Origin of the sequence: Telmatobacter bradus, from assembly GCF_048629425.1 — a bacterium.
GTDB classification, from domain to species: domain Bacteria; phylum Acidobacteriota; class Terriglobia; order Terriglobales; family Acidobacteriaceae; genus Telmatobacter; species Telmatobacter bradus.
Genome location: NZ_CP184532.1, coordinates 1,326,866 through 1,353,145 on the forward strand (window position 1 = coordinate 1,326,866; position 26,280 = coordinate 1,353,145).

24 protein-coding genes and 1 tRNA gene are annotated in these 26,280 nt (G+C 58.2%); 9 read left to right on the forward strand and 16 right to left on the reverse strand.

Annotated features, from left to right (window positions below; translation table 11 throughout):
- Window positions 1–289 precede the first annotated feature (289 nt).
- Window positions 290–1,342: a UDP-N-acetylmuramate dehydrogenase gene (locus ACOBR2_RS05595; protein ID WP_420239063.1), complete on the reverse strand. Its 1,053-nt coding sequence runs from the start codon at window positions 1,340–1,342 to the stop codon at window positions 290–292.
- Between the two features lie 143 nt (window positions 1,343–1,485).
- On the opposite strand from ACOBR2_RS05595, the gene ACOBR2_RS05600 reads away from it, so the two are divergent.
- Window positions 1,486–2,637 carry an acyltransferase family protein gene (locus ACOBR2_RS05600; RefSeq protein WP_420239064.1) on the forward strand — a complete coding sequence of 384 codons (1,152 nt, stop codon included), beginning with the start codon at window positions 1,486–1,488 and terminating at the stop codon, window positions 2,635–2,637.
- A gap of 51 nt (window positions 2,638–2,688) precedes the next feature.
- Window positions 2,689–3,117: a BrxA/BrxB family bacilliredoxin gene (locus ACOBR2_RS05605; RefSeq protein WP_420239065.1), complete on the forward strand. Its 429-nt coding sequence runs from the start codon at window positions 2,689–2,691 to the stop codon at window positions 3,115–3,117.
- Between the two features lie 65 nt (window positions 3,118–3,182).
- Here the strand turns inward: ACOBR2_RS05605 and ACOBR2_RS05610 are convergent, their stop codons facing one another.
- The 5 genes from ACOBR2_RS05610 to ACOBR2_RS05630 all read right to left on the reverse strand — a co-directional run bounded on the left by ACOBR2_RS05610 (window position 3,183) and on the right by ACOBR2_RS05630 (window position 7,650).
- Window positions 3,183–3,371, reverse strand: coding sequence for a hypothetical protein (locus ACOBR2_RS05610; protein ID WP_420239066.1), 189 nt, complete (start codon window positions 3,369–3,371; stop codon window positions 3,183–3,185).
- 223 nt (window positions 3,372–3,594) lie between these two features.
- A complete protein-coding gene (locus tag ACOBR2_RS05615; RefSeq protein WP_420239067.1) occupies window positions 3,595–5,115 on the reverse strand; it encodes an amino acid permease in 1,521 nt (506 codons plus the stop codon).
- Between the two features lie 37 nt (window positions 5,116–5,152).
- Window positions 5,153–6,697: an APC family permease gene (locus ACOBR2_RS05620; protein WP_420239068.1), complete on the reverse strand. Its 1,545-nt coding sequence runs from the start codon at window positions 6,695–6,697 to the stop codon at window positions 5,153–5,155.
- Between the two features lie 165 nt (window positions 6,698–6,862).
- Window positions 6,863–7,333, reverse strand: a complete 471-nt coding sequence (locus tag ACOBR2_RS05625; RefSeq protein ID WP_420239069.1) for a lysozyme — start codon at window positions 7,331–7,333, stop codon at window positions 6,863–6,865.
- 240 nt (window positions 7,334–7,573) lie between these two features.
- Window positions 7,574–7,650 (reverse strand) — tRNA-Arg (locus tag ACOBR2_RS05630).
- 253 nt (window positions 7,651–7,903) lie between these two features.
- Between ACOBR2_RS05630 and ACOBR2_RS05635 the strand changes: the two genes are divergently transcribed.
- Together ACOBR2_RS05635 and ACOBR2_RS05640 are read left to right on the forward strand one after the other, a co-directional pair.
- Window positions 7,904–9,559, forward strand: coding sequence for a ribonuclease J (locus tag ACOBR2_RS05635; protein ID WP_420239070.1), 1,656 nt, complete (start codon window positions 7,904–7,906; stop codon window positions 9,557–9,559).
- Between the two features lie 223 nt (window positions 9,560–9,782).
- Window positions 9,783–10,781: a hypothetical protein gene (locus ACOBR2_RS05640; protein ID WP_420239071.1), complete on the forward strand. Its 999-nt coding sequence runs from the start codon at window positions 9,783–9,785 to the stop codon at window positions 10,779–10,781.
- Window positions 10,782–10,977: 196 nt separating this feature from the next.
- On the opposite strand, the gene ACOBR2_RS05645 is transcribed toward ACOBR2_RS05640, so the two are convergent.
- From ACOBR2_RS05645 to ACOBR2_RS05660, 4 genes are all read right to left on the reverse strand, one after another.
- Window positions 10,978–11,472, reverse strand: coding sequence for a hypothetical protein (locus ACOBR2_RS05645; protein ID WP_420239072.1), 495 nt, complete (start codon window positions 11,470–11,472; stop codon window positions 10,978–10,980).
- A 237-nt stretch (window positions 11,473–11,709) separates the two neighbouring features.
- Complete coding sequence (locus ACOBR2_RS05650; RefSeq protein ID WP_420239073.1) at window positions 11,710–12,057, reverse strand: hypothetical protein; 348 nt, start codon at window positions 12,055–12,057, stop codon at window positions 11,710–11,712.
- A gap of 604 nt (window positions 12,058–12,661) precedes the next feature.
- Window positions 12,662–12,889 carry an exodeoxyribonuclease VII small subunit gene (locus tag ACOBR2_RS05655; protein ID WP_420239074.1) on the reverse strand — a complete coding sequence of 76 codons (228 nt, stop codon included), beginning with the start codon at window positions 12,887–12,889 and terminating at the stop codon, window positions 12,662–12,664.
- 6 nt (window positions 12,890–12,895) lie between these two features.
- Complete coding sequence (locus tag ACOBR2_RS05660) at window positions 12,896–14,785, reverse strand: bifunctional homocysteine S-methyltransferase/methylenetetrahydrofolate reductase (protein ID WP_420239075.1); 1,890 nt, start codon at window positions 14,783–14,785, stop codon at window positions 12,896–12,898.
- Window positions 14,786–15,101: 316 nt separating this feature from the next.
- Between ACOBR2_RS05660 and ACOBR2_RS05665 the strand changes: the two genes are divergently transcribed.
- Both ACOBR2_RS05665 and bshB1 read left to right on the forward strand, forming a co-directional pair.
- Window positions 15,102–16,577, forward strand: coding sequence for a hypothetical protein (locus tag ACOBR2_RS05665; protein WP_420239076.1), 1,476 nt, complete (start codon window positions 15,102–15,104; stop codon window positions 16,575–16,577).
- 18 nt (window positions 16,578–16,595) lie between these two features.
- Complete coding sequence (gene bshB1, locus ACOBR2_RS05670) at window positions 16,596–17,312, forward strand: bacillithiol biosynthesis deacetylase BshB1 (protein WP_420239077.1); 717 nt, start codon at window positions 16,596–16,598, stop codon at window positions 17,310–17,312.
- 347 nt (window positions 17,313–17,659) lie between these two features.
- Here the strand turns inward: bshB1 and ACOBR2_RS05675 are convergent, their stop codons facing one another.
- From ACOBR2_RS05675 to ACOBR2_RS05695, 5 genes are all read right to left on the reverse strand, one after another.
- The gene (locus ACOBR2_RS05675; RefSeq protein ID WP_420239078.1) at window positions 17,660–18,367 is read right to left on the reverse strand and encodes an outer membrane protein; all 708 of its coding nucleotides are present in this window, start codon (window positions 18,365–18,367) and stop codon (window positions 17,660–17,662) included.
- Between the two features lie 180 nt (window positions 18,368–18,547).
- Complete coding sequence (locus ACOBR2_RS05680) at window positions 18,548–19,297, reverse strand: hypothetical protein (RefSeq protein WP_420239079.1); 750 nt, start codon at window positions 19,295–19,297, stop codon at window positions 18,548–18,550.
- A 209-nt stretch (window positions 19,298–19,506) separates the two neighbouring features.
- A complete protein-coding gene (locus ACOBR2_RS05685) occupies window positions 19,507–20,535 on the reverse strand; it encodes a glycosyltransferase family 4 protein (protein ID WP_420239080.1) in 1,029 nt (342 codons plus the stop codon).
- 236 nt (window positions 20,536–20,771) lie between these two features.
- Window positions 20,772–21,863 carry a glycosyltransferase gene (locus tag ACOBR2_RS05690; protein WP_420239081.1) on the reverse strand — a complete coding sequence of 364 codons (1,092 nt, stop codon included), beginning with the start codon at window positions 21,861–21,863 and terminating at the stop codon, window positions 20,772–20,774.
- Window positions 21,864–21,991: 128 nt separating this feature from the next.
- Window positions 21,992–22,528: a shikimate kinase gene (locus tag ACOBR2_RS05695; RefSeq protein ID WP_420239082.1), complete on the reverse strand. Its 537-nt coding sequence runs from the start codon at window positions 22,526–22,528 to the stop codon at window positions 21,992–21,994.
- Between the two features lie 150 nt (window positions 22,529–22,678).
- Here ACOBR2_RS05695 and ACOBR2_RS05700 point away from each other — a divergent pair, with 150 nt between their 5' ends.
- Complete coding sequence (locus ACOBR2_RS05700; RefSeq protein WP_420239083.1) at window positions 22,679–23,551, forward strand: GDSL-type esterase/lipase family protein; 873 nt, start codon at window positions 22,679–22,681, stop codon at window positions 23,549–23,551.
- Between the two features lie 46 nt (window positions 23,552–23,597).
- Here ACOBR2_RS05700 and ACOBR2_RS05705 read toward each other — a convergent pair whose 3' ends face one another.
- The gene (locus tag ACOBR2_RS05705) at window positions 23,598–24,032 is read right to left on the reverse strand and encodes an EamA family transporter (protein ID WP_420239084.1); all 435 of its coding nucleotides are present in this window, start codon (window positions 24,030–24,032) and stop codon (window positions 23,598–23,600) included.
- Between the two features lie 96 nt (window positions 24,033–24,128).
- Between ACOBR2_RS05705 and ACOBR2_RS05710 the strand changes: the two genes are divergently transcribed.
- Together ACOBR2_RS05710 and ACOBR2_RS05715 are read left to right on the forward strand one after the other, a co-directional pair.
- Window positions 24,129–24,968, forward strand: a complete 840-nt coding sequence (locus ACOBR2_RS05710; RefSeq protein WP_420239085.1) for a class I SAM-dependent methyltransferase — start codon at window positions 24,129–24,131, stop codon at window positions 24,966–24,968.
- A gap of 223 nt (window positions 24,969–25,191) precedes the next feature.
- Complete coding sequence (locus ACOBR2_RS05715; RefSeq protein WP_420239981.1) at window positions 25,192–26,214, forward strand: VWA domain-containing protein; 1,023 nt, start codon at window positions 25,192–25,194, stop codon at window positions 26,212–26,214.
- Window positions 26,215–26,280: the final 66 nt, after the last annotated feature.

A 26,280-nucleotide genomic window follows, 5' to 3' on the forward strand; every position in this document is an offset into this window, starting at 1 on the left:
AACCCAGCGCGAAGAGATTTTTGGCGGCGCGGAAGCCGAACCCCGACCCGAGGTTCACAGGTCCACCCCGACAAATTTTCCGCTGTCCTAGCCATTGTATGCGCTTGAAGTGCAGTTGGAACGCTTTGTCCGCCCGGAATCAGAGCCATTCCGCAGCAAACTGCCGGATCTGGCGTTTGCCGCGCTTCTCTGGGTGCCTCACCCTCGCCACGTCTTTGTTTTTGCGGCTAGGGTGGGAAAGCACGAAAACACTCTTTCTTCACCAGATCAAAGACTGTCGCAGCAGACCCTACGGCAGCGGTTCGCCCGGGAATCCCACCCGCACCGGTTCCATCTCCAGAGGAATGTGGAAGCGCTCCAGAACGCCCGCCTGAATGCTGGCGGCCAGCCGGAGCACTTCGGTAGCCGTGGCTCCGCCGCGATTCACCAGAGCCAGCGTATGACGTGAGTTGATGGCGGCGCGGCCCATCGTAAATCCCTTGGGAAACCCCGCCTGCTCAATCAGCCATGCGGCAGGAATCTTTTCTCTTCCATCCGCCGTGGGGTAGGTGCGCAGGGCCAGACCGTGGCTCTTGGCAAAGCTGCGTACCTGCTCGGCCACGGATGCTTCCACCGTGGGATTTTTGAAGAAGCTGCCGGCGCTCTGGCAATCGGTGTCGCCCTCGATCAGACTCATGGCCTTGGTGCGGCGAATGGCGCGCACGGCCTCGGCTACTTCAACGAGCGAGGGCTGACTGGCGCGGTCTGCAAAGTGCTTTTTCAGGTCGGCGTAATCCAGTTGTGGCGTACCTTGCGGAGTCAGGCGGTAATCGACGCGGGTGACAATGTAGCGGCCACGATCCACGGTGTTGAAACGGCTGCGACGATAGCTGAAGCCGCATTCTGCAGCGCTGAACTCGATGAAGGTGTTGGTTTCAAGATCGTAGGCCCGCACGGATTCAATTGCTGTGCCGACCTCTTGCCCGTAAGCGCCTACATTTTGCACTGGCGTTCCACCCACGGTGCCGGGAATGCCGGCCAAGCACTCAACTCCCGCAGAGCCACGGCTCACAGCCAAAGAAACAAACGCATCCCATTCCATGCCTGCCGCAGCGCGCAAGAGCGAACCCTGTTCTTCCACGCCCTCGAGGGCCATGCGCATCACCAGGCCGTCAAAGCCCGCATCGGAGACGAGCAGATTGCTGCCGCCGCCCAGCACAAAAAGTGGTAGCTGCCGCGCCCGCGCCCAGCTCACGGCCTCCACCAGTTCTTCTTCAGTGCGGATTGCGACCAGCCAACGTGCCGGACCGCCAATGCCGAAGGTGGTCAGCGTGGCAAGAAGGATGTTTTCCTCGATATTCACGTCTTTCAGAGTACACGTTCAGCGGTGGGCTTCAGGCGTGGTCAAAGATTTTCGCCATTCCCGCCCAGCATCTTCAGGCATAATGCTTCCAAGGTTTATTAAAAGTAAATTTCCAATATCGAAAGTCTTCCTATAGGAGCCCTATGAGAATCCGTGAATTGGATGGCTTGCGTGCCCTTGCAATTATGGCGGTCATTTATACGCATTACGTGCCCTGGTTTCCGGCGCTAGGTTCGCGTCTTGGCTGGCTGGGCGTAGACCTTTTTTTTGTACTCTCTGGATTTTTAATCACCAGCATCCTGCTGGAACTGCGCAATGAGCCCGGCTACTTCAGAACATTTTATTTGCGTCGTGCGCTCCGCATTTTTCCGCCCTATTTTCTGGTTTTGTTCTTTTTTATTGCAGCTTCTATCGCAGTGCATCATCCAGGAACAGTGGCCGAGTGGAGCCAATACATCTTCTATTATTCCAGCCTGCTGCCACGTTCTCTGGCTAGCCAGATCTTTGTGGATGCGCATCTGGTGGAACCTATTTCCATCGGTATATGCGTGCTGTGGTCCTTGTCGGTGGAAGAGGTTTATTACACGTTGTGGGCTCCGCTGATTCGTTTTACCAACCGGCGTGTTTTCCTGCTGATTTTGGGAGGAATGATTGTGGGTGCGGCAGGAGCACGCTGGGTTCTTTGCCCGCCCAATATTCTGTGGAACTTCAGTTTCTATACGCGGATGGATGGGTTGGCTTTAGGTTCTCTGTTGGCCATTACGGTGGAGCACTCCAACCGGCATACGGAGTGGTGGCAGAAAAGGAGCATGCTCCTGAATGTTGTTACTTGCTCTCTTTTGGCCGGATCGGCCGTGCTGTGGGCCAGTTATTACAATGCCCAGCAGAAGCCACTGGCTATTTCGGTTGGCCTGAGCATGGTAGACATTTCCTTTGCGCTGGTTGTTTTTGCGGCGATTCGTTACGCCGGGCAACCTGTCTGGTGGGCGCGCCTGCTGCGCACTCGTCTACTTAAACTCATCTCCGACACGAGCTATTCACTCTATCTGATTCACTATTTTGTCTTCGACTGCATACAGCATGCAGCTCCATATGTAGTGCCGTCGTTGCAGGCAGGCAAAAGAACCTCCGCAGTGCTTCAGTGTGTGAGCAGCTTTTTGATCAGTCTTGCCATCAGCATGGCGATGCGGCACTGGATTGAACAGCCGATTCTGCGTCTGAAGGATCGCTTTGCGCCGGTTAGAACAAGTTCCAAGAGCAGAGCCACAAAAAACGTTCCTGTCCTTTCAGCGTAGGGGATCTAACCGTAGAATGGCCTCAGGCAGTTCCCCCTGCCGGAGGTAAACATGTATCCAGAACTGATGACGATTCCCATGCGCGAAGAGTTGGTGCGCATCGGGATTGAAGAGGCCCGGACGGTTGATGCGGTGGATGCCGCTGTCAGCCAGCCCGGAACGACGCTGGTGGTGGTCAATTCGATCTGTGGTTGCGCGGCAGGCAAGATGCGTCCGGGCGTTCGCCTGGCGCTGAATGCTGCCGCTGGCCAGCCGGACCGCAAGATTACCGTCTTTGCCGGGCAGGATCGCGAGGCTACTGAACGGGCTCGCAGCTATTTTGCCGGCAATCCACCCTCATCGCCCTCGGTGGCGATTCTGCGCGATGGTCAACTGGCCTATCTGATGCAGCGCTCTGTTATTGAGCAGAGTACGGCGGAGCAGATTGCCGCCGAACTAGGCCGCGCCCTCGACGAGCACTGCGCTAAGGCTGAAGCATAAACCGCAAAAGAAACCGTGCAAGGCGGCTTTCGAGTATTTTTGGCCTGCAGCATTCCGAAAATACTTCAGTGGTCGCCTTCACCCAGTTCCATGCCAGCAATCTCATCCTCGGTCAGGGCTGTCAGCGAGGCCATCAGAACGCCGTCTACGCTGACCAGGAAGCGCTCACCCGGCGCAAGCTCGTTGATTAAATCTTCAAGCCGGGCCTCGGCTTCACGAATATCCACAATCCGCGTCTCTCGCACTTTGCTCATGCTTTGCCCTCCAGCCCTATTTTCGGCAGGATTGCGGCGTACGGTCTGGGAGTTTCTTGTGAAAAAGCATCTGTTTCCCGAAGCGTTTCACGGTAGTGGCTCCCGGGAACCTGCTTGAGGTGCGTTGGTTCCAGCGTCGGAAGGCTTTGCGAAGATGTTTTTTACGCCTGAAAAAGCGACCCTCCCGGTAGGGAAGGCCGCTCTTTTTTGGCTTTTTAACTGCTTATTTGTTGTTCAGTTGCTGAACCTTGCTGTGGCGCACTGAGTAACCAAAGTAGATGATGAGGCCAAAGGCCAGCCAGCCCAGCATGACTGCCCAGGTGATGAACGGCAGGCGGGTCATGATGAAGACAGCGCTCAGAATGCCGCAGATGGGAACCAGCGGTACCAGGGGCGTTTTGAAGGGACGCACCAGCTCCGGTTGGCGCACACGCAGCACCCAGACTCCGGCGCAGACGATGGTGAAGGCCAGCAGCGTGCCGATGTTCACCAAGTCGGAGAGGAAGTCGATGTCCTTGAAGGCTGGCATGATGGAGACAATCACACCCACCACGATGGTCGAGATCCAGGGCGTGCGGAACTTGGGATGGATGGCCGAGGCCCACTTGGGCAGCAGGCCGTCGCGGGACATGGAGAAGAAGACGCGCGACTGGCCAAGGAGCATGACCAGCATGACCGTGGCCAGACCAAAGACCGCGCCCAGCTTGACCAGGATCGAGCCCCAGCTAACGCCCGTGGCATCAATGCCCAGAGCCACCGGATCGCCCACGTTCAGTTGCGTGTAGTTCACCAGGCCGGTCAGCACGGTGGAAACCAGAATGTAGAGCAGGGTGCAGACCACCAGCGAACCGAGAATGCCGATGGGCATGTCGCGCTTGGGGTTCTTGGCCTCCTGCGCGGCGGTGGAAACGGCGTCAAAGCCGATGTAGGCAAAGAAGATGGACGAAGCGCCTGTGGCAATGCCCATCCAGCCATAGTGGCCATGCGCGTCCACTGGCGGAATGAACGGGTGCCAGTTGTGGAAGGCCAGCGAGGGGTGCTTGAGCAGGAAGAATCCGCCCACCAGCAGGAAGACGCCCACAATGCCCAGCTTGACGATGACGATGGCTGAGTTGAAGTTGGCCGATTCCTTGATGCCGATTACCAGAATGGTGGTGATCAGCAGTACACCGATCATGGCCACCAGGTTGCAGATGGCGGTCACGTGCGGCAGACCGGCCAGCGCCAGACCCTGCGGCAGAGCGTTCAGCGGTTGCCACTTTTCCTGATAGAAGTAGAGCTGAGTGCCCGGAACGGCGGTAAAACGCGGCGGCATATAAATGTGCAGCTGCTGCAGCAGGCTATTCAGGTAGCCGGACCATCCGGCGGCCACTGTGGCTGCGCCAAAGGCATATTCCAGTACCAGATCCCAGCCAATGATCCAGGCCACCAACTCGCCCAGGGTGGCGTAACCGTAGGTGTAGGCCGAGCCGGCGATGGGGATGATCGAGGCAAATTCGGCGTAGCACAAACCGGCAAAAGCGCAGACAATGCCTGCCAGCACAAAGCTCAAACAGACGGCGGGTCCGGCAAACAGGGCGGCAGCCTTGCCGGTCAGCACGAAGATGCCGGCGCCGATAATGGCTCCGATACCGAGCGTAATCAGGTTCAGTGCGCCGAGGGAACGTTTGAGGGTATGTTCGCCCTGGTCGGCGGCCTCCTCAGTCAGCATGGACATGGGTTTAATGCGCAGCAGTCTGGACATCAATCGGGAACTTCCTTCTCAAAAAAGAATCAAAAGCTTACTGGGCCTCGGGAAGAGGCGTTTTTGTCTGTTTGCGCTGCCAGAAGAGATACACGGGTATGCCCAGCAGCACCAGCACCAGGCCCGGCCACGTATATTGAGGCTTATAGCGCAATAATACGATACAGATCCATAAAGCCAGCAGGATGTAAATCGCTGGCAAAACGGGGTAGCCCAGGGCACGATAGGGCCGCGGCGCATCGGGTTTGCGCACACGGAGTACGAACAGCGCCACGATGGTCAGAATGTAGAAGACCAGCTCAGCGAAGATGATGTAGTCGAGCAACTGGTCGTAGGAACCGGAGATGCAGAGCACCACCGTCCACACCGCCTGCACCAGAAGACCGGCCACCGGAGTTTTGTACTTGGGATGCAATTTGCCGACGCTCTTGAAGAAGAGCCCGTCCTGGCTCATGGCATAGTAGACGCGGGCTCCGGCCAGCGTCATGCCGTTGGCGCAGCCGAAGGTGGAAACCAGAATGGCGGCGGCCATCACCCAGGCGCCAGCTGAGTGCAAAATCTGGCCGAGCGCGGCGGTAGCTACACGGTCTTCAGCCGCGTATTGAATGCCACGGGAGAGAATCGTCTGGCCGTTGGGGTCGCCGTGCATCGGCAGCACCAGCAAATACCCCACGGAAACCAGGAAATAAACCGTCAGCACAAAGCCGGTGCCCAGAATCAGCGAGAGCGGCAGGTTGCGCTTGGGATTCTTCACCTCACCGGCGGTGAAGGTGACGTTGTTCCAGGCGTCGGCGGAAAAGAGCGAACCCACCTGCACTACCGCCAGAATGACGAAGAAGTTGACCAGGACCAGCGGTCCGCCTACGCCCACCTGTACGCTGTGCAGATCGTGCCAGCCGCCGCCTGCCCAGAAATTTGCACCGAAGTTGGCGGCGAGAGCGGCCGGATTGCGGCCAAGGGTGAAGGCCAGCAGAATCAGCCCGGCCAGCGCGATGGCCTTGGCCGAGGTGAAGACGTTCTGGATCAGTGCACCCAGGCTTACGCCAAAGATGTTCACCACGGCCAGCAGAACCACGATCACAATGCCGGTCAGATTGGCCGTGCTTACGCCGATCTCCATGTTGCCCAGCACCATGGGGCCAAGCTTAAAGGCCGGAACGTGGGCAATATGCCAGAGCCAGTGGGTGGCGGAGATGGCCGGGAAGAAGACGCCCAGGAATTTGCCGAAGGCCACAGCCACGGCGGCAATGGTTCCAGTCTGAATGACCAGAAAGAGCGTCCAGCCGAAGAGAAAGCCCCACAGCGGACCGAGCGCCTCACGCAGGTAAACGTACTGCCCGCCGGCCTTGGGCATCATGGCAGCTAGTTCGCCGTAGCTGAGCGCGCCAATGATGGTCATCACGGCGGTCAGAATCCAGGCCGCCAGCAGCAGGGCGGGCGAACCCACGCCACGGGAAATGTCGGCGTCGACAATAAAGACGCCCGAGCCAACCATCGAACCGATGACGATGGCGGTCGAGCTGAACAGGCCGAGGCGCTGCTCAAGATGCGTTTCGGCTTCCGGATGCTTGGAGGCGGTCAAAACAGTATCCTGGGTTGGTTTTGTCTGCTGGAGGAAGAACCTTAGCGAGCGCGGATGCGCTCTTGCCAACTATACAAGGGTACAGCTTGGAAGATAAAAATCCCCTGAGGATTGCCAAATGGGCCGGGCAAGCCCAGCCCATCTATATAATCCGGCAGCTCCGGGCTATTGGCCGACCGTGGCAAGCTCCGAAGGATCGGCAGAGCTGTCGAATTCGCTTTGCTCAGCTTCCCGACGCCGCAAAAGCCCGGCCATTACCTGACCGCCGCATTTGTCCCACTTGTCAAACTCCTGCGCGGCAGCCTGCATATCGCCTTGATTGACGAGCGCCAGCAGGTGCGAATGGTCAAAGTTGCCGCAGCCGCAGTTGAAGGTGAAATCCACCAGTGCATCGAACTCGGGCTGTGTGAGCGGTACGGTGACAAGGCGATTGACCTCGGAGCCAGCCCAGGCCACATCCTCATCCAGCCAGGCCCCAGCCTGCGTTTGGGTGCAGACCATTCCGAGCTGCACGCCCTTCGTGTGTCCATAGCCGATGGTCGGCACGTTGTTGCTGTCTGGATACGCTGAGAGCTTGCAGCCCTCAAATTGCTCGGTTAAGTGCAGACCGCTTTGGCTGTATTGCATTTGATCCATTGAACTTTCTCCCTCTTTGCCCCCTGGCCAGCCGGTTTGCGGGCCTGTCCCTGAGGTGCCGATCGCTCGATCCTACCATCGGAAGAGATGCTTGCCCAACCATCCGCCATCCAGGATTCGATAGCCCGGGCGAGTCTGCTCTTTAGCAATATTTATAGGGGAGATGAAAAAGCGGAGGGAGAGACAGAGAGGACGAAAATGCGTCCTGCGGTTTTTAGTTTGCTTGTATCTTATTGATTATGGTGACCCCGGGTAGATTCGAACTACCGGCACGCAGTTTAGGAAACTGCTGCTCTATCCACCTGAGCTACGGGGCCACTTTGATCAGCAACGGCTTGCATGCATGATTTGCCAGGCTGCCTCATTTTAACCCATTTGCAAGTCTTCCGGGGAGGGGTCTGCCCGGCGAAAGGCTTGCAAGAGCTTTCCATGGAGTCGTCTGCAGGATCGGTGTCGCAGGAAGTGCGGGGTTTTCGTGGCGTCCTTTTGGGCCGTGTGAACGGGTCATGAACAAGCGCCTCCTATTTCCGGCGGAATTTCGTCCTCCCGGTGATAGCATCGAAGATGACAATGCAAACCAAGAAGCTGAAGATCATTCCCCTTGGCGGTCTGGGCGAGTTCGGCATGAACTGCATGGCGATCCGCTGGGAAGACGACATCATCGTGATCGATGCTGGCCTGATGTTCCCCGAATCGGAGCTGCTGGGCGTCGATGTGGTCGTTCCCGATATTACTTACCTGGTAGAAAACAAATCGCTTGTGCGAGGAATTATTCTCTCGCACGGCCACCAGGACCACATTGGCGGCCTACCCTGGCTGCTCAGCGAGCTGAAGGTTCCGGTCTACGGCACCGAATTCACGCTGGCCTACGTGGAGGGAGCGCTCGACGAAAACGGCCTGCTCGACGAGACCGAGCTGATCGAGATTGCGCCCAAGGAGCGTTTTAGCCTGGGCCCGTTCACCATTGAGCCGATCCGCGTGACCCACTCCATGGCCGATTGCGTGGCGCTGGCCATCGAAACGCCGGTGGGTGTCATCATCCACACCGGCGATTTCAAGATCGATCTTGCGCCGCTCGACGACAAGGCATTTGACCTGCATACTTTTGCCGAGTACGGCAAGCGCGGTGTGCTGGCCCTGCTGCAGGACTCCACCAACGTGGAGCGCCGCGGCTATACGCCGAGTGAGCGCAGCGTGATTCCGCGTCTGGACGAGGTCTTTTCGCACACCAAAAAGAAGCTCTTCTTCAGCTGCTTCTCCTCATCGGTCTATCGCATCAAGATTGCGTTGGAACTGGCCCGCAAGCACGGGCGCAAGGTGGCCGTCATTGGCCGCTCGATGAACGAGAGCACCGAGATTGCGCAGGATTTGGGCTATCTGGACATTCCGCCGGGCCTGATCATCAACACGGGGCAGATCCGCGACATTCCCGCCAACGAGCTGATGGTGCTGATTACCGGCACGCAGGGCGAGCCGATGAGCGCGCTCAGCCGTGCCGCGCTCGACAACCACAAGCATGCGCGCATTGAGGCGGGCGATACCGTCCTGCTCAGCTCGCGCGTGATTCCCGGCAACGAGAAGGCTATTTTTCGGGTAATTGATCACCTGAGCCGTCGCGATGCGCACGTGATCTACGATGACGGTTCGGCAGGCCCGATCCACGTCAGCGGTCACGGCAGCCAGGAAGAACTGCGGTTGCTCATCAGTCTGGTGCGGCCCAAGTACTTCATTCCGGTCCACGGCGACTATCGCTATCTGCGCAAGCATGCCGAAATCGCCATGGAAACCGGCGCGGTGGGGCAGACCATCATCATCGAAGACGGTGACGTGCTGGAACTGAGCAAGGACGATGCCCGCAAGACCGACAAGGTACAGGCCGGCCGCATCCTGATCGATTCCGGTTCCAATATCGATGTGGTGGAAGAGCTGATCATTCGTGATCGCCGTATTCTTTCGGAAGACGGCATTGTGATGGTCGTGATGGCCATTAACAAGCGTACCGGCAATATTGAGCAGGCCCCCGAGCTGGTGATGCGTGGCTTTGGTGCTGCGGATATTACCGAAGATGCTCGCATGGTCGTGCTCAAGACGCTGGACGGACTCAACTCCGAACAGAAGACCGATTACGGCCTGGTGAAGGAAAAGGTTCGCGCCGACCTGAAGCGGTATGTGCAAAAGACCACTGGCCGCCGACCCATGATCATGCCGGTGGTTCTGGAGATCTGATTCCGGTAACCTAAGCTAAGAACGAAACGGCCGACAGGGAGCAATCTGTCGGCCGTTTTGCATTTTGCTTGGGTTACTTTAGCAAGGTGAGCGGCCATGGTGTGAGCCGCTATAATCCCTCTATTCGAAGCAGAGTCAGAAGAGTAACAGTCCCCATTGCGCCGGATTGCACCGGCAGGTATTACTTTGAAGGGATACGACTTCTCTGGGTGAGGACGGTGGAATGCGTACAGCTCGCATGGAGCTGAGGACTGGATGGCTGCTGTTACTGGTCTGGAGCATGGTTGCAATGGCATGTGCTGCGCAGGGGCCGGGCATGGGGCCAGCGGGTGCTCTGGCAGGCAATCCCATGGGGGAAGGCCAGCACGATGAAGAGATTCTGAATGTGCTGTACTCGCTCGAGAGCAATGCGACGGAGACGCCGGCACAGGTCAAGGGCATGAACTTCAGCATGAGCCATGTGGCGCAGCACAACTCGGTCACTGGCTGGGCTTTTATTGTGACCCCCGTGCTTTCCTATCGTGTGAACCGGCATTTCTCTTTCGATTCCAGCCTGCCCTGGTACTGGACCGTAAAGAACTATGTACCGGTCACGGTCAAGAGCGTGACGACCAACCAGCTGAAGGAGGCGGAAGACATTATTGGCGACTTCCGCGCTGCCGGCCACGCGCAATTCAGTTTTGGCAACTTCGATTACATGCTGACTGCCTCTGGCGCCTTCCCGACTGGCAACAGCACCTTTGGCCTGAGCGCCAACTCCAATACATACAATCTAAGCAACCACCTGGAGTATGCACTGAGGTCATTCTGTCCGGACATTGAGGCTGGCTTTGGCGATTCGTCGAGCCTGGTTGGGCAGAATGTAAAGAAGACCTACACTGCCATCGGTCCGCTGGCGGACTTTCAGGCCGGATCCCTGGTCAACCTGCCTTTTAAAACCTCGCTGGAGATGGGAGCCTACGAAAACATGCCGGTAGGCGATCAGCGGGTGTGGGGTACGGTCACCACAAAAAACAAGAAGGGAAAGTATGTGACGACACAGGTGCTGGAGGGCTCAGGCGTCGCCGAAGATAATGGCTTCCAGAGCGAACTGGATATTCCACTGTTTTCGCATCTGGTGCTTTCGGGCAATTATGAGCGCAGCTTGCGGCAGAGGACCGATACTATGGGATTCATGCTGATCTGGGTGCTGCGTGCGCCGGGGAAACATGCGGCCAGGTAGGAGATTTTTTGCATAAAAATGCAAACGGCGGAGACGAGTGAACGTCTCCGCCGTTTTTCATCTTTGCGCGAGTTTTTCGGTTCTATCGCGGATTCTTTGTGAAGAGAAGGAAGTTGCTTTTCATGCGAAAACACTTCAAGGTATGCTCTCGGTCTAAAGAAATCCGAGGGGTTTTACGGAAGAGTCAGGCGCTGGCCTAAATGAGCTGCGCGACGGAGGCGGTTGCCAGCGGAGCGGGTTCGCTTTGGGGTCCGTGTGTAACGGCGTGCCGGGGCGAGATCTGCGGCACGGCGTGCCGGGCGATGAATACCTCGCCAAGGTCAATGCGTGCATTGCCCTTCATATCTACGTAAGCAATCCGGTTTTCACGGCAGAGCGACTGGCCTTCGGCCGAGAGAGCAGTGGCAATCAACACCGGCGTAGCGGTCGGATCCAGCATGGAAGCGCCGGTATACAGGTCAAAAATGGCGGAGTCAAGTCCTTCATCGAATGCACCTTGATGCATGGCGCAGACCAAGGTGCGGAGACGTCCCAGCACATGGATACGGGCCAATAGATGGATGCGTGGATCGGTGGTGGGAGCTTCCAGGGCGATGTCGCCTGGACGGATCCATGAAACCTGATGGAGCATGCTGATCAGTGCCTCGGAGGCCTGAGCCGTGAAGGCTGCGGTGGGGGTACGACTCTTCATCTCTGACTCCTTGTGAAATGCATGGTTTCACTCTGTTGAAATGCCAGGAAATAAAAACTCGTGTGCCGGTTCTGCGCCGGTCTGTGTACGTCAGCAGTAGGTGAATGCCGGGACTTAGAGCATTTTCGGAAATGCTCCAGGCTCGATCAGGGTGTGTTTGGGATGATTGCCCGACGATGGACGGAATAGAACGCCACCAGGGAGGCAAGGATCTTCCACAGCCACTCTGATTTCGCTTCAGGCCGAAGCCGTGGTCTGCGGCGTTGTGTTGATACTTCCCGCCAGACTGGAGGCCAGCGGCCCCAGACTGAAGGTGTTTTGCCCGGAGGGAACCATCTCCACCGGAATCGGCGTTTGAAAGCTTTTGTCGTAAAGGTGTTTGGACTTCAGCCATTCTCCCAGGCGCGAATCCTCGATCTCAGGTTTTCCGTCCCAGAATTGCGCCGTCAGGCGGCACTGAATGTGCAGATGGCCAAGATGTAGCTCAACAACTTGAGCGCTGCGAGAAAAATAGCGATCCACGTTGCTGGTTCCAATGTAAAGACCGGCGATGTGGCGGCCCCGGTATTGCGTCGTGACAATCATGAAAAGCCTCCGGACAATGCTGAACAATGAGGCAAGAGCCGATCTGCAGATCGGTATGTGTGGCATTCCTTTGCCAAGCCGACTTCCATGACGCCTGCAGCTAACCACAGGCCAGAAAATTGCGGCCAAACTGCCGACAACCGGCAGTAAGACTGTCCCAAGCCGATCGCAGCCAATGGCCAAGCCGAGGTGGAAAAAAGAGAGAGCACACCCCTGGCGTGTCTATAAAACGACACACTAAATTGGCTTACTGGAAGAGATCAGGCTGGGGAAACAGGAAAAGCGTGCAATTTTGAATCTTGCAGAGACAGATAACCTGTATAGAGGATCTGTCTAATCAACTCATTGCCGTGATAGTGGCGCGGATGGGGATGCTTTGTCAAGCGGATGAGCGAATTTTTCTTGAAGTTTTTCTGGCCGGATTTCTATTCCGATTTTGAGGCGTAAATCAGGTGTAAATAGTCCATTATTTGGCAGTTGCCGCACTTTTTCGTATGTGGAGCGATTCGCTTATCAGGTAAAGCGAATTGGTTGCGGGAAAAGAGCGTGTGGATCTGTGGAAAACAGGTGGCGCGGCGGCTTGGTAAGACGCCGCGCTTTACAGTTAGAAGGATTTTTCCGTCAGAAAAGGTTCCGGCTTGAGTGAGCCGTCCCGCTGCTTGACGAGCTGCTGAACCTTGCCCTCGGCGCTGTCCAGCTCCTGCTTGCAGGCTGCCGACAGTCCCACGCCCTGCTCGAAGAGCTTGAGCGATTCCTCCAGTGCCAGGTCGCCTTTTTCGAGCTGATCGACGATGGTTTCCAGTTTCTTGAGCGACTCTTCAAAGGTAGGCATGTGCGGTTACTCCATGGAATGTGGTAGTACGCCCTGGGGCAGAACGCTGGCGATGACCTCGGCTGCGGCTGAATAGCGGCCAAAGGGTGCGGAAACCTGCACGCCCTGGACGTAGGGGCGGACGGCTTCGAGCATCTCCTGAGCGATCTTGATGCCTTCCTGGCGAGCGGCTTCAGGGGTTTCGGCTTGCGCCATGCGGAGCATGATCTCCTCCGGCATGGAAACGCGGAGGTCGTTCTTCATGAACTCGGCGTTGCGCAGGCTGGTGAGCGGCCAGATGCCGGCAATGACCGGAATGCGGTGGTCCTTGATGCGATCAAGGAAGGCTTCCAGCAGGCGCAGGTCAAAGACGGGCTGGGTGATGGCGTACTCGGCTCCGGCATCGACCTTATAGCGGAAGCGGCTCAACTCGTGCTCAATGTCGGGCACACCCGGATTGGCGGCCACGCCGATGGTCAGGTTGGTGCTGGCACCAATTGAGTTAGATCCGATGTCGAGGCCGTTGTTCAGACGCCGGACAATATTAACCAAGCCTATTGCATCCACGTCAAAGACAGCGGTGGCGTCGGGGTAGTTGCCGAGCTTGGGCGGATCGCCGGTCAGGCAGAGGATGTTCTTCAGACCGATGGAGGAAGCGCCCAGCAGGTCGGACTGGATGGAGAGCAGATTGCGGTCGCGGCAGGTGTAGTGCAGGATCGTCTCAATGCCGGTGTGCTGCTGAATCTGGATGCAGAGGCATTGGGCGCTCATGCGGGCCGAGGCGCGGGGCGAGTCGGGCACGTTGATGGCATGCACGCCGAGCCGGGCCAGAAAGGCCGCGCCTTCAATCTCTTTGGAGCAGTCGATGCCCTTGGGGGGCACGATTTCGACCATGGTGACGAATTTTTTGTTGGCAATCAGCGCGCCGATCTTGGAGCGGTCGGCGAGCGGCGCGGGGGGCGTTTCCGCGCTGATGACCGGGGTGACGCCGGTGATTTCAACGCGGGCCTGGGCGTCGATGGCGCGCATGGCCGAACGCATGGCGCGGATGTGGTTGGGCGTGGTGCCACAGCAGCCACCTACCAGCTGTACGCCGGCGTGGATGGCCTTGCGGGCAAAGCTGGCCATGTACTCAGGGGAGCACAGATAAATGTTGCGGCCCTCGACGGCGCGGGGCATGCCAGCATTGGGCATGGCGGCCAAAGGTAGCGAGGTGGCCTTGCGCATGGCCTCAATGGCGGTGAGCACCGTGGTGGGGCCGGTGGAGCAGTTGACGCCAATGGCGGTGGCACCCCATTCAGCGAGCAGGCTGGCGGCCTGCGCGGCGGATGCACCATCCAGGCAGTTGCCCTCGTCGTCTACGGTGACCATGACCAGTACGGGCAGCTGGGGCGCGACGGCGCGGGCGGCTTCCAGAGCTTGATGAGCCTCGTTGAGGGCGGGCATGGTTTCCAGGATGAGCAGGTCAACATCGTTGCCGCCTTCGCCGGTCAGATAGCCGATTTGTTCGGCAAAGGCCGCGCGGGCTTCGTCGAGTCCGGTTTTGCCGAGGGGCTCCAGGCGTACGCCGAGCGGGCCGACCGAACCGGCCACCCAGGCGTCACCGGCCTGCTTTTCCTTCAGGTGATTGGCAGCCTGACGGGCAATGCGCACACCGGCCTGATTGATTTCCTTGACCTTGCCGGCCAGCCCGTGGCGGGTGAGGCGGAAGCGGTTGGCACCGAAGGTATTGGTTTCAAGAATTTCCGCACCGGCCTGCAGATACTCCTCATGGACCGACAGAATCAGGGCCGGATCAGAGAGGTTCAGTTCGTCATAGCAGCGGTTGATGAAGATGCCGCGCGAGTAGAGCACGGTTCCCATGGCGCCATCGGCGAGCATGGGGCGGAGAGCGAAGGTTTCGGCAAACTGGCTCATTCTGATGCCATGCTATCGCATTTTCCTGCCCTTGCTGCGGTAAGCTGCTGGCGGAAAGGGAATTCGGCTCCTATTCTGGCGACGGAAGCAAAACGGAGTCCGATGAGAATGCACCAAGGAGGCGGCTCGCTTTGTTATACTTCGGGAGTCTAATGCTCTGGGATGGCCGGTAGCCCTCCAAGCGTGTGTTTGGCTCTTTTTGGCCATGCAGAGGCTGCCCGGTTATAGCCCTCAAGCTACTTCTGGGAATGCAATTTCGCGGCCCGCTCCGCGCTGTCAATCGAGGTAAGGGATTTTGAAACTAAGAAGTCTTTGGATGTGCGCTTTTGCGGCGCTGACGGCCGCCATGGCACTGACGGGCTGCGGTGGGACTACGTATACGGATAACCGTACGCTTCCCCCCAGCGGGATCACGAATCGTGTTTTGATCGCAATCCAGAATCCCAGCACATTGAGCAAAGGCGCGCTGGAGATTGTTGACGCGTATTACGACATTCGCAGCAGCTATAACGGCGCGACGGCCAGCTTCTGGATTTCTGGTTATGGCGCGGCACTGCCGTCCAGCATTCAGAACATGCCGGACGAGCAGCTCGGTGCTGTATATGGTTCGGGCGACGGTTCGCTGACCCTGATCAACTATCAGACCGAGAAGACGTCGGGATCGATTTCCGGGCTGAATGGCCTTTCGACCAGCATCTTTGTTACCAGTAATGACAAGTATGTGTTTGCCGCCAGCAACGCTTCGGAAGTGCTGACGGTGGTGGACCAGACTTCGGGCTCCTCCTATCCGCTGAGCCTGCCGGGTGTTTACCGGGTAAGCGTGAACCCTAGCGGCACGGTGGCCATGGCCTTCGTGCAGAATTCAAATTATGTGTATTACGCGCGTCAGCTAACCACGGCAGAGACGGCGACCTACTCCAACGGCTCGACGAGCTGGCCGAAGGCCGCTGTGGATTGCGAACCGCAGACCGCGCCCGGCTGGTGCCTCTTCCAGGCCCAGAGCTCGGACGCGACGGATTCGACGGGCAACTATTACGGCGCTCCGCTGGCCTTTGATCATCCGGTCAAGGCGCTCTTCAGCTCGGATGGTTCGACGGCGTATGTGCTGAGTTGCGGTGCCGAGTGCGGTGGTTCGGCGGCTTCAGTTTCTCTGCTGCCGACTGCTCCCATGATCTTTAGCAAGGGTCTGTGGTCGGGCGTGATGCCTTGTAGCAGCACCGCAACCAGCTGCACCAAGACGAGTGCTTCGCCAATGACTAGCATTAGTGTGGTTGGGGCTAGCAATGCCTTGATTAGTGGAACCACCATGTATGTGGTGGGTCAGCAGAAGCTGTCGGATGGCTATTGGGGCGGCTATTTGACGCGCCTGAACCTGAGCACCAACGCGGTGGTGGCCACGACGACGGCATCGCCCAACCCGGTTTCGATCAGCGACGGCACGCCTGGTCTTTCCAGCCGCATGGTTCTGGCCGACGACAACACGTTGTGGATCGGCATGCAGGGCTGCGATTCCGGCGAACGTGCCTACAAGAATGAGTCATACGGCTGTTTGACGATGTATAACACTTCGTCGAACACGGTGACCATGCTGGAGTCTTACGAGGGCAATGCGACGGGCATTGCTGCCGTGACCGGTCTGCACAAGATCTACACGGCTGAGGGCGGGCAGGTTTACATCTACTCGACCACCTCAGGCGACGCCATCGACAACCAGTACGTGACGGTGACCGGTACAGCCTATGACGTAGCCTACATGGACGCCACCACCGATACCGACAATACGGTGTACTAGAGCATGACGGAGGCGGCGATGGACTACCAGGCGGATGTTCTGGCCATCGCCGCCCACCGTGACGATGTGGAGCAGACCTGCGGTGGAACTCTTCTGCGCATGGCTGCGCGGGGATTGCGGACCGCGATCCTTGATTTGACCCAGGGCGAGGCAGGTACCCGCGGCACAGCCGCTGAGCGAGCCGCCGAAGCCATGGAAGCCGCCCGCCTGCTGGGCGTGGGCTGGCGCAAGGCACTTAGTCTTCCTGACGGAAACGTCGAAAATACCCTTGAAAACCGTATGCAGATTGCTGCCGTGGTGCGGCAGTTGCGCCCCCGTGTGGTGATTCTGCCCTATTGGCAGGCGCGCCATCCGGATCATGCGATTGTGGCTACGCTTGGCTATCAGGCGTGCTTTGTGGCGGGGCTGGCCAAGGTGGAAACCGCTCACGCGCCGCATAGGCCCTTCAAGATCGTCTATGCCAGCCTGTACGCCGACGTACGGCCCAGCTTTGTGGTGGACGTTACGCCCTTTATCGAGCAGCGCCACGCGGCCCTGATGGCCTACCAATCGCAGTATGCGGATCAGCCTACGGGCAGTGCGCTGTTTGTGCCGGAAGAAGAGATTCGGGAGCGCACCTTTGCCGAGGCTCGCCATTACGGGCTGCTGGCTGGAGTGAAGTACGGCGAACCCTTTGTGCAGAAAGAAGTGGGGCTGGTGGACGATTTGACGCTGCTTCCCGTGCAGTCCATCTGAGAGGGGCTGAATTGGTTGCGGAAACTATTTCTGGAGGGAGCGGGGGGATTTATGCCCCCGAGGTTGGCGGGCCGAGGAATGTGCCTTCAGGCACGGGTATTTCCTCTGAAATCAAAATTTTCGCAGCAACATAGGCTATGAAAAAAGGCCGAATTCATGCAAAGTAGAGCTGAATTGTCCCAGGGCTGAAGCCTTTGCGCATGTGGCTGGACTTTTGCGAGGGTTAAAACCCTCGCCTCCCTCCGAAATGAGTTTCCGCATCCGGTGAAGTCCGGATGCACCAGCAAACACAGAAAAGGGGCGCGGCCTGAGCCGCGCCCCTTCTCTGTGTGCTTAAACCAGCGTTACTACTTGCCGAAGCGGTAGCTGATGCTGGTGGAGAAGCCCCGGTTGGCCTGTGTGGTGGAACCGAATCCAGTCACGAAGTACTCAGGCGAGAGCTTGAAGCTTACAGTCGGGGTCAGGTTGTATTCGGCACCAACGCTGGCGCTCAGGGCGTAGCTGCTGCCATCGGGGTACAGGCCCAGCTTCTGGGTGCCATAGCCATTGGTGTCTGCCGAGAAGTTGCCGTAGGCATAGCCGGCCATCACACGGCCCGAGAAGGAGTACTTGGGTTGCGCATAAAAGCGATAGGTCGGACCAGCCTGCACGGCGTAGGTGCTGATGGCGGGACGGGTAAGGGCATAGCTGTTCAGCCCGACGTAGGCGGTGCCAAAGTAGCCACGGCCGTCCACGGTCACACCCAGGCGCTCGTTGTAATTGCGGGTTACGCCCATGTCCCATCCGTACATGGTCACGCGTTGCTGCTTGGGCCCCGGCACCATGCGCATGTAATCCATTCCCATGAAGGTCTCATAGCGATGCGAATAGGCGTCGTGAATGGCGGCGGCGCGGCGCTGCTCACGACGGGCGCGAATGCGTGCCTGCACGCTCAGGGCGGGGGCTGTGGCATTCGGCTGGGTCGGAACGACGCTCGATGAGCTTTGAGCCTGCAGGCCAGTTGCGGCGCAGGCGGCCAACGCCATCAAAAGGGCAATACGGCGAAATGAATCCATCGGTCTTGGGTTTCCTCCACGGGAGTACGGAAGCACGTCTCTGCGGATCGCGTGGCTCCCCCCATTAGGTATTGAATCACATTGGGGGGAGCCTTGTGCGCACACTCTGAGCTTTGGACGCAGGGAAGACCGATTTGCCCTGTGCAAAGCAGGGTTTTTCTAAGGCAAATCCGGTTTGCTTTACTGGATCTGCTTGAGGTCGGCCAGTAGTTGCGCCTGATTGAAGCCGGCCGGCGAGCTTTGACCCTCCAGCCAGCTTTCGTCCAGCAGGGCGTGGGCCTCGTCCACGTACTGCTGCCAGAAGGCCACGGTCATGGTTTTCAGTTGGCCCCAGGTAATGCAGGTCAGGCTGTTCTGGTCATAGGCGGCAACGTAGACGCAGTGGCCGCCCCAGCTGCCGCTGGCGGCGTCGTTGCCACCACCGGGAACCAGATCCCACACATCCTGCTTTTGCGCCGTCAGGGGCAGCTCCAGGCCAATGTAAATGCCGCCGAAGAGGGCAATGGCCTGACGAATCTCCGTCAGGTTGGTCACATCGGCATCGGCAAAGGCCAGCAGGCGATTGCCGGCAAAGCCATGCTGCCGCCAGTCCTTGAGCACATCCAGTTCCACGCCGCCATTGTCGGTGGAGTCGTCGCCGGAAACATAGCCATCCCACTGCTCGTAGTAGCGTTCAATGACAGCGTCGGCCACGGTCTGCAGGGTGCCGCTGTTGGCGGTCCACACCTGCACAGCATGGCCGACGCCGGCGATGGTGCAACAGCCCAGTGTGTCGTTCAGCATCATGCCCCAGCTGGTTATGCCGTCGGTCCAGTCCTTGGTGGAGGGAGGAGCGGGCAGCGAGGGCGTCAGATAAGCACCCAGCGCCAGTGTGCGGGCGTCATGGCGTACCGCGCGCCGGCCCAGCTTCATTGCGGAATGATCTGCCATGGGGAGACTCCTTACCGTCGCTGCGTTGAATGGAAAGCATTGCGACGGATCGAAATCAATGTAGCGCAGAGTAGGGAAATTGCCTGCAAGCCATTGATCCTGCCAATAAAGAGTGTTTTCGTGCTTTTCATCCTGTCCACAAAAAACAAGGTGTGGCGAGGAGGGGGCACCCCAACAGGAACGGTCTTTATGCAGGATCAATAGGGGTGTTATTTTGTCAATAATGCGGTTTCATAGGCCATGGCCACGGAAGTGGGATGATATTTACGCAGATGTTCCTGGGCCTTTTCCTGCAGTTGTCTGCGCAGTGGTTCCGACTCAAGCAGACGCAGAATTTCAGTGGCCAGCATGTGTGGATTTCCTTCTTCCACCAGCAGTCCGCCGGGTCCAACGGAGTCTGCCATGCCTCCGCAGAGGCTGGCCACGGGCACGCATCCGCAGGCCATGGCTTCGATGGGCACCACGGGGCAGATTTCCGGAGGTTGTGAGATGGAGGGTACGGCCAGCACTTTATGCTGGTTCATGATGCCTGCCAGTGCTTCTCCGCGCATGGAACCCAGAAAGCTCACCTTTTCCTGCAGTCCCAGTGCGCTGGCTTGGCGTCGCAGGGCATCTTCTTCTTTTCCAGAGCCGACAATGGCCAAGCGTGTTTGGGGACGTGCCGCCAGAATTTGCGGCATGGCCCGCAGGAGCACTTCGCATCCCTTGGCCTTGACCAGCCGACCGACGAAGAGCAGATCACTTTCTCGCGTCCCACTCTCTTGGCGGCGGAAGACTTCCGCATCATAGGGATTGTGCAGGACCTGGCAGTGGGGATGGATGCGACGCGCCATTTCTGCGCTGACAGAATAAAGCCGGGCGCGGCTCAGCAGCAGGCGCTTGAAGCGGTCCCGCAACAGCAAGCGCCCGCTGGTTTGCTGCACCTGGCCGTGCATGACAAGCAGGAAAGGTTTGAAGGGAAACAGAAGCCAGAGTGGCCAGCCCATCTTCAGGGAGAAATGGGATTGCAGAACCAGATCGGCGCGGAATAATTCCCGGACCAACTGCCAGACGCTCTTGCTGCGCAGCACGCGGAATGGTTCATCGGGCTCGGGACCGTTGCTCGGGGTGCGGGTGAGCACCGTGACCTGAAAGCCGCGTTGGGCCAGGGAGCGTGCCACCAGAAGACTGACGGTCTCAATGCCTCCAATGCTGGGGGAAAAGACGTAGGACAGCAGGATCAGTTTCTTCTTTGACATCTTGTATCTTTCCTTTATCTGTACTGTATGTTGCATGTTTTTTGTGGAGTAATTTTGGTGGAGAACAGGCAACGTGCAAGGTAGATTTTTGTAAGGCTTTATCCGGGTTCAATCGCGAAGAAATTACTTGACGCTCAGCTTTTCTATGGCCTCATCCTAGCACAGGGTGTTGAAGAATTCTTTTACAGGCAGGGTGGTTTCTATCCTGGCCTCAGCATGCCGCGCTTTGCATCTCTTCAGAGAGAAGCTGTTTTTTCTGCTTCACGGTTTGTTGCTTTGCTCCGCAGTTTGCGCAGGCAGAACTTGACCAGATCCAGCGCTTTGAATCGGACGGTATAAGAAAAGGTCAGAAGAAATCCCAGCCTGAGCCTGGAAAGGAAGAGGGAAAAGTCCAGGGCAGGGCAATCGCCCAGGATGTGCATGCGTGTTTTGAGGTGAGATTTTTCTGTCTGGCTCAAGAGCGGAGAATCAAGCACGCAGACAAAAGAAATTGCGCGGCTGCGTCGGTACTTTTTCAGCAGGTTGGTCTTCCAGCCCCGACGCAGGTACTCCGGCTCAAGGGTTTCACTGTAGATTTTGATCATGCTTTCGAGCTCACCAGCGCTGCGGCGGAAGCGCGACTGCAGTTCATCGTCCCAGACGCGATAGCTGGCGAGCGCAGCGGGTGCGTAGACGTTACCCCAGTCGTGAATGGCCAGACGCAGGCATAGGTCCCAGTCTTCGGCGCTCTTCCAGCCTTCGTTGGGGTGGTAGTAGTCAGCCTGGCGGAGCGCTGCGGAACGATAGAGGATGCAGTTGGCCGCCACTCTGTAGCCGGAGGCGCTGCGGCGCAGGGATTCGTCGGGGGATTCGTATTCCGCTGTTCTGCTCAGCCGCCGCACCCGCAAAGGCTTGCCGCTACTGTCGATTTCGTGAATGTCGCAGTGGGCGTAGCCGGCCTCGGGGTGAAGGCGCAGCAGTTCGGCTAGGGTGGCTATGTAGTCGGGTTCGTAACGGTCGTCGGAGTCGATGCGGCCAATCAGGTCGGTGGTGGGCTGCGCCAGCACCCAGCTGAGATTGCCGGCAATGCCCAGGTTGCGGGGCTGCCGGTAGTAGCTCACCGTGGGGTAGAGTTTGCAGAGCTCCGCCATGACTTCGGGGGTATTATCGGTGCTGGCGTCGTCGGAAACCCAGACCTCGTGAACCGGATAGCTTTGGGCAAAAATCGACTCAATGCACTCGCGCAGATAGGGGCCCTGATTGTAGGTGCCCACGCAGACGGCTACGGTCAAAGCTGGGGCGGTGGGTGCGGCTGCAGGGCGTTCGGTTTCCAACTGCTCTATCTTCATGGGACGTTCCTTCTATTTCTATAAAGCGCTTAGTAAAGTCTGCTGCGGATCTATCTTGTCATAATTGTCTGTTGCGGTGCGGCTGGTTGTAAACCATGAAGTTTCCGCTGGGGGTACTGCGGCGCGGTTCAGAGACCGGCTGCAATTGTCTCGACCAACTGGACAGGCGTGGCCTGATTGGCGTTGAGGTTGATGTGCGCTAGCCGGTAGAGCGGCAATCTGCGCTCGTAACGGGCCTTGAGGTTGGCATGATCGGCAAAGACCGGGCGATCGCCTTCGGTGCCATGGCAGCGGAGCAGCGTGGTTTCAAGCGTGACCTCAAGGTGGATCAGCCGCGTGGCCGGATCGCTGAGTAACAACCTGCGGGTGGCTTCGGTTTCAATGGCACCACCGCCCAGGGCCAGCACGAGCCGGTCTTCGGCGGCAAGGCGGGCGATGGCTTTGTGCTCGAGGTCGCGGAAGGCTGCTTCGCCCTGGGTGCGGAAGATCTCGGGGATCGCCACGCCAGCCTGTTGCACAATGGCGTCGTCGGCATCCACAAAACGCCAGCCCAGCGTGTGGGCCAGCTGCGGTCCCACCGTGCTTTTGCCCGATCCCATGAAGCCGGTGAGCACAATGCGGCGGATGGTCTGCGGCGGGTTGGAAGAAAAGGTTGCGGAGGTCACGGAATCAGTATAAGGGGTCAGGGATCAGGGTGCGGGGAACAGGGAGCGTAGGACTGTCGCCCCTCGTTAAAATGGAGGGACTGGTTCCAATGCGCAGTGGTCGATTTTTTGAGGCGGGTTCATAAGCCCAACAAAAGAGGATAAGAGCCAATGCTGAATTTTCCTGTTGTTTCGCTGGAATTGTTAGATAGCAAAAATCGGAAGTTATCTATGCGTGCTATGAAGAAGACTCCGCCGGTAAGTCAATCGCTCTGTATCGGAATTTGTGCTTTATTCTTGTTTTTACTTTCTACTGCAAAGTTGCCTGCGCAGGCAGTGGCAGTACATGAGCCAACCCCTATGGCTCGCTTGCAATCTGATTGGTGGGCAGAACGGCATCAGGCCGTGCTTGAACGAGTAAAAGCTTGTCCAGAGGCGCAGCTTCTGCTCCTCGGCGACTCGATCACCAATAACTACGAAAAGAACCATCTTCCTGACGAGAATTTTCAGCCAACTTGGAACCAGTTCTATGCGCCGCGAAAGGCGATTAATCTTGGCTTCAGTGGTGATACGACCTCCAATGTGCTGTGGCGCATCGATCACGGAGAGCTGGAAGGTCTGCATCCAAAGGTCGTAATTCTGCTGATTGGCACAAACGATACTAGTATTGGTCATGAAACAGCAGAAGAAACAGAGGCCGGGATTCATGCGGTTGTTGCTGATCTTGAACAGAAGTTGTCAACAACCCATATATTGCTGCTTGGTATTTTGCCTAGCAACATCTCTCCAGAGAAAACAGCAGTGGATCAGGCAGTAAACCTCTATCTGAGCAGTCACTATGCGAAGAATCAGCGTGTCACATTTCTCGATATTGGAGCTATTTTCTATCGGAACGGCGTCCTCGACACGCAACTTTTCTATGATCCGCGACTGCCGCAGCCCCGACCGGCACTACACCCGGACACCAAAGGACAGCGGAGGATGGCAGAGGCAATTGAACCAACCCTGGTGGCGCTGATGGGAGAAATTCCAAAAACAATGTGATCGGTTTTGGGTTGCTGGAGCTACGTCTCTTCGTCTCTGGCGTTCCTCACCCCAGCGCAATCACCACGGCTCCGGCGGTGATCAGCAGGCCGCCGCAGAGGGTGACCAGAGTGAGTTTTTCACCCAGCAGCAGCCACGCCAGGACGATGGTGAGCGGGACGCTGAGCTTGTCGATGGGGGCAACGCGCGAGGCCGGACCCAACTGCAGGGCGCGAAAGTAGCAGAGCCAGCTGAGCCCTGTGGCCAATCCGCTCAGAACCAGAAAAAGCACGGCGCGGCGGTCAAGCGTGTGCATCAGGTTGTGCTTGCCGAGGGCGATGGCAATGCCCCAGGCAAAAACGAGTACGACAGTGGTGCGCAGGGCCATGGCCAGATTGGAGTCAACCCTTGCCACGCCCACTTTGGCTAGCAGTGCCGTGGCCGAGGCAAAAACAGCCGATAGCAGAGCCCAGGCAATCCAGTTCGTGTTCCAGTTCGCCATGCAATAGTCTCCTTTTTTAATGCTACGCCTCTGGATGTGTACTGCATTCCGCCAAGGATTGAATGGCGCGGCGCAAGAAAAATTACACTGAAGAAGATGAGAAATGGAAAGGCCAGCAAGACGGCGCTCAGGGTAGCCATTCGGCGGGCGGCACATCAGTTGGTGGATCCGCCAGCGGTGCTCGTGGACCCGGTTGCGGTTCAGTTGATTGGCACAGATTACGCGCGCGACATGGAGCGGGCGCAGCATACGGTGGCGCGGGATTTCCGCGCTTTTTTGGCGGCGCGTTCGCGTTACACCGAGGATCGTCTGGCCGAGGCCGTGCAGGCTGGCATGCGGCAGTATGTGGTGCTGGGCGCGGGGCTGGATACGTTTGCCTACCGCAATCCATGGCCGCAGCTCCGCGTCTTCGAGGTGGATTTTCCTGCCACCCAGGCTTGGAAGCGCGATCTGCTGGAGCAGAAGGGAATTGCCGAGCCAGAAAACCTGACCTTTGCGCCGCTGGACTTTGAACATCGGACGCTGCCGGAGGGGTTGCGCGAGGCGGGCTTCGATTTTTCCCAATCGGCCTATGTAAGTTGGCTGGGCGTTGCGCCTTACCTGACGCGGGAGGCCTTTCGCGCCACGCTGGCTGCGGTTGGGGCGCTGGGGGCGGGTTCCGTGCTGACCTTTGACTTTGTATTTGCGCCTGAGACGCTCAGCCCCGAGCGGCAGGTGATCTTTGCCCGTCTACATAAAAAACTGCTGGAGGCGGGCGAGCCGATGCGGCTGTTTTTGCAGCCCGAGGAGTTGGGCGCAGAGCTGGAGCGGGCCGGCTTCCAGAGCTTTGCCACCGTGGACGCCGAGCAGTTGAACGCGCAGTATTTTTGTGACCGCGCCGACGGGCTCAGGCTATCGCCGGTGCGCATCGGCATGCTGGCCACGGCACGGGTGTGAGGCGGAACAGGCAGCAGGCAGCGGGATCGTCTGCGACCCTTGCTTGGCATGGAACCTCTTACGCTTCGGCCTCTGTTTCCGCCGTTGCGGTTGGCGTAAAGTGTAGGGTAGTCCACTCGACGGAGAGCGGAGTTTGCCGTTCTCCGCAAAGGTACGTATGCAACCGAGCCTTCGCGTTCTCTCGCTTCGCTTCCGGAAGCCGCACCGGCTGCTTTCTTTGTCCGTGATACTGCTGATGGCGTTGGGCGCGGCACATGCGCAGCAGCCGGCAACCTCCCTGCCCGACTTCAGCCAGGCTCCCTCGGCGGAGCACGATCCTGTACGCTCACCGGAGGGCGATCAGCCCGCCACCAACGTTCCCGTCAAGCATCCCGAGGGCTATGTGCTGCGTACCGACGTGGAAGAGGTCTCGCTGAATGTGACGGTACTGGAGGGCACCCGGCTGGTGCAGGACCTGAAGAAGGAAGACTTCAAGATTATGGAAGACGGCGTGCGGCAGAGCATCGTCAGTTTTCAGCACAACGATCTGCCGGTTTCAATTGCGCTGGTGGTGGATAATTCCGGCTCGATGTACCGCAAGCGTCCGGCGGTGAACAAGAGCACGCTGGATCTGATTTCTGCCTCGAATCCTGAAGACGAGGCCTTCGTGGTGAACTTCTCGGAAGAGGCATTCATCGACCAGGACTTTACCTCTGACGTGAGTAAATTGCGCGCAGGTCTGGCGAGGATTGATGCGCGTGGCGGCACGGCGCTTTACGACGCGGTGGTGGCCTCGGCCGACAAACTGGCCGCCGACGCCAAACGGCCCAAGCAGGTGCTGATCCTGATTACCGACGGCGTGGACGACGCTTCAACGCTCAACCTGGAACAGACCATCCGCCGCGTGCAGGAGCTGGGCGGTCCGGTGATCTATTCGATTGGGCTGCTCTTTGGCGATGAGATGAGCCACAGCGATATCAAGCATGCGCGGAAGGCTCTGGAGATGCTCTCGACGGAGACGGGTGGCGTGGCCTTCTTCCCGAAGTCGATTGAGCAGGTGGACGAGATTGCCGCCGACGTGGCGCGGGACATTCGCAGCCAGTACACCATCAGCTACCACTCCAGCCGGCCGAGCAGCGAGCCCGGATTCCGGCGTGTGCAGGCTGCGGTGGAAGGCCGGGGTAGGCTGACCGTGCGCACCCGTACGGGATACTTTCCGGTGGGCCATGTGGCCCGGCAGGGCAGCGTAGCCAGGAACGCAAAATAAAACTGCGGCATGGCATTTTCCTAAGGGAGGATGCCATGCCGCAGTTTTATTTTGCTTCTAAAAATC

Excerpts from the sequence above, each read along its gene's own strand:
- ACOBR2_RS05685 (WP_420239080.1), bottom strand. The coding sequence starts at position 20,535 with ATGTCAAAGAAGAAACTGATCCTGCTGTCCTACGTCTTTTCCCCCAGC.
- bshB1 (WP_420239077.1), top strand. The coding sequence starts at position 16,596 with ATGGACTACCAGGCGGATGTTCTGGCCATCGCCGCCCACCGTGACGAT.
- ACOBR2_RS05665 (WP_420239076.1), top strand. The coding sequence starts at position 15,102 with ATGTGCGCTTTTGCGGCGCTGACGGCCGCCATGGCACTGACGGGCTGC.
- ACOBR2_RS05645 (WP_420239072.1), bottom strand. The coding sequence starts at position 11,472 with ATGAAGAGTCGTACCCCCACCGCAGCCTTCACGGCTCAGGCCTCCGAG.
- ACOBR2_RS05640 (WP_420239071.1), top strand. The coding sequence starts at position 9,783 with ATGCGTACAGCTCGCATGGAGCTGAGGACTGGATGGCTGCTGTTACTG.
- ACOBR2_RS05675 (WP_420239078.1), bottom strand. The coding sequence starts at position 18,367 with ATGGATTCATTTCGCCGTATTGCCCTTTTGATGGCGTTGGCCGCCTGC.
- ACOBR2_RS05600 (WP_420239064.1), top strand. The coding sequence starts at position 1,486 with ATGAGAATCCGTGAATTGGATGGCTTGCGTGCCCTTGCAATTATGGCG.
- ACOBR2_RS05710 (WP_420239085.1), top strand. The coding sequence starts at position 24,129 with ATGAGAAATGGAAAGGCCAGCAAGACGGCGCTCAGGGTAGCCATTCGG.
- ACOBR2_RS05680 (WP_420239079.1), bottom strand. The coding sequence starts at position 19,297 with ATGGCAGATCATTCCGCAATGAAGCTGGGCCGGCGCGCGGTACGCCAT.
- ACOBR2_RS05625 (WP_420239069.1), bottom strand. The coding sequence starts at position 7,333 with ATGGATCAAATGCAATACAGCCAAAGCGGTCTGCACTTAACCGAGCAA.
- ACOBR2_RS05635 (WP_420239070.1), top strand. The coding sequence starts at position 7,904 with ATGCAAACCAAGAAGCTGAAGATCATTCCCCTTGGCGGTCTGGGCGAG.
- ACOBR2_RS05610 (WP_420239066.1), bottom strand. The coding sequence starts at position 3,371 with ATGAGCAAAGTGCGAGAGACGCGGATTGTGGATATTCGTGAAGCCGAG.
- ACOBR2_RS05700 (WP_420239083.1), top strand. The coding sequence starts at position 22,679 with ATGCTGAATTTTCCTGTTGTTTCGCTGGAATTGTTAGATAGCAAAAAT.
- ACOBR2_RS05605 (WP_420239065.1), top strand. The coding sequence starts at position 2,689 with ATGTATCCAGAACTGATGACGATTCCCATGCGCGAAGAGTTGGTGCGC.
- ACOBR2_RS05690 (WP_420239081.1), bottom strand. The coding sequence starts at position 21,863 with ATGAAGATAGAGCAGTTGGAAACCGAACGCCCTGCAGCCGCACCCACC.
- ACOBR2_RS05705 (WP_420239084.1), bottom strand. The coding sequence starts at position 24,032 with ATGGCGAACTGGAACACGAACTGGATTGCCTGGGCTCTGCTATCGGCT.
- ACOBR2_RS05660 (WP_420239075.1), bottom strand. The coding sequence starts at position 14,785 with ATGAGCCAGTTTGCCGAAACCTTCGCTCTCCGCCCCATGCTCGCCGAT.
- ACOBR2_RS05655 (WP_420239074.1), bottom strand. The coding sequence starts at position 12,889 with ATGCCTACCTTTGAAGAGTCGCTCAAGAAACTGGAAACCATCGTCGAT.
- ACOBR2_RS05650 (WP_420239073.1), bottom strand. The coding sequence starts at position 12,057 with ATGATTGTCACGACGCAATACCGGGGCCGCCACATCGCCGGTCTTTAC.
- ACOBR2_RS05615 (WP_420239067.1), bottom strand. The coding sequence starts at position 5,115 with ATGTCCAGACTGCTGCGCATTAAACCCATGTCCATGCTGACTGAGGAG.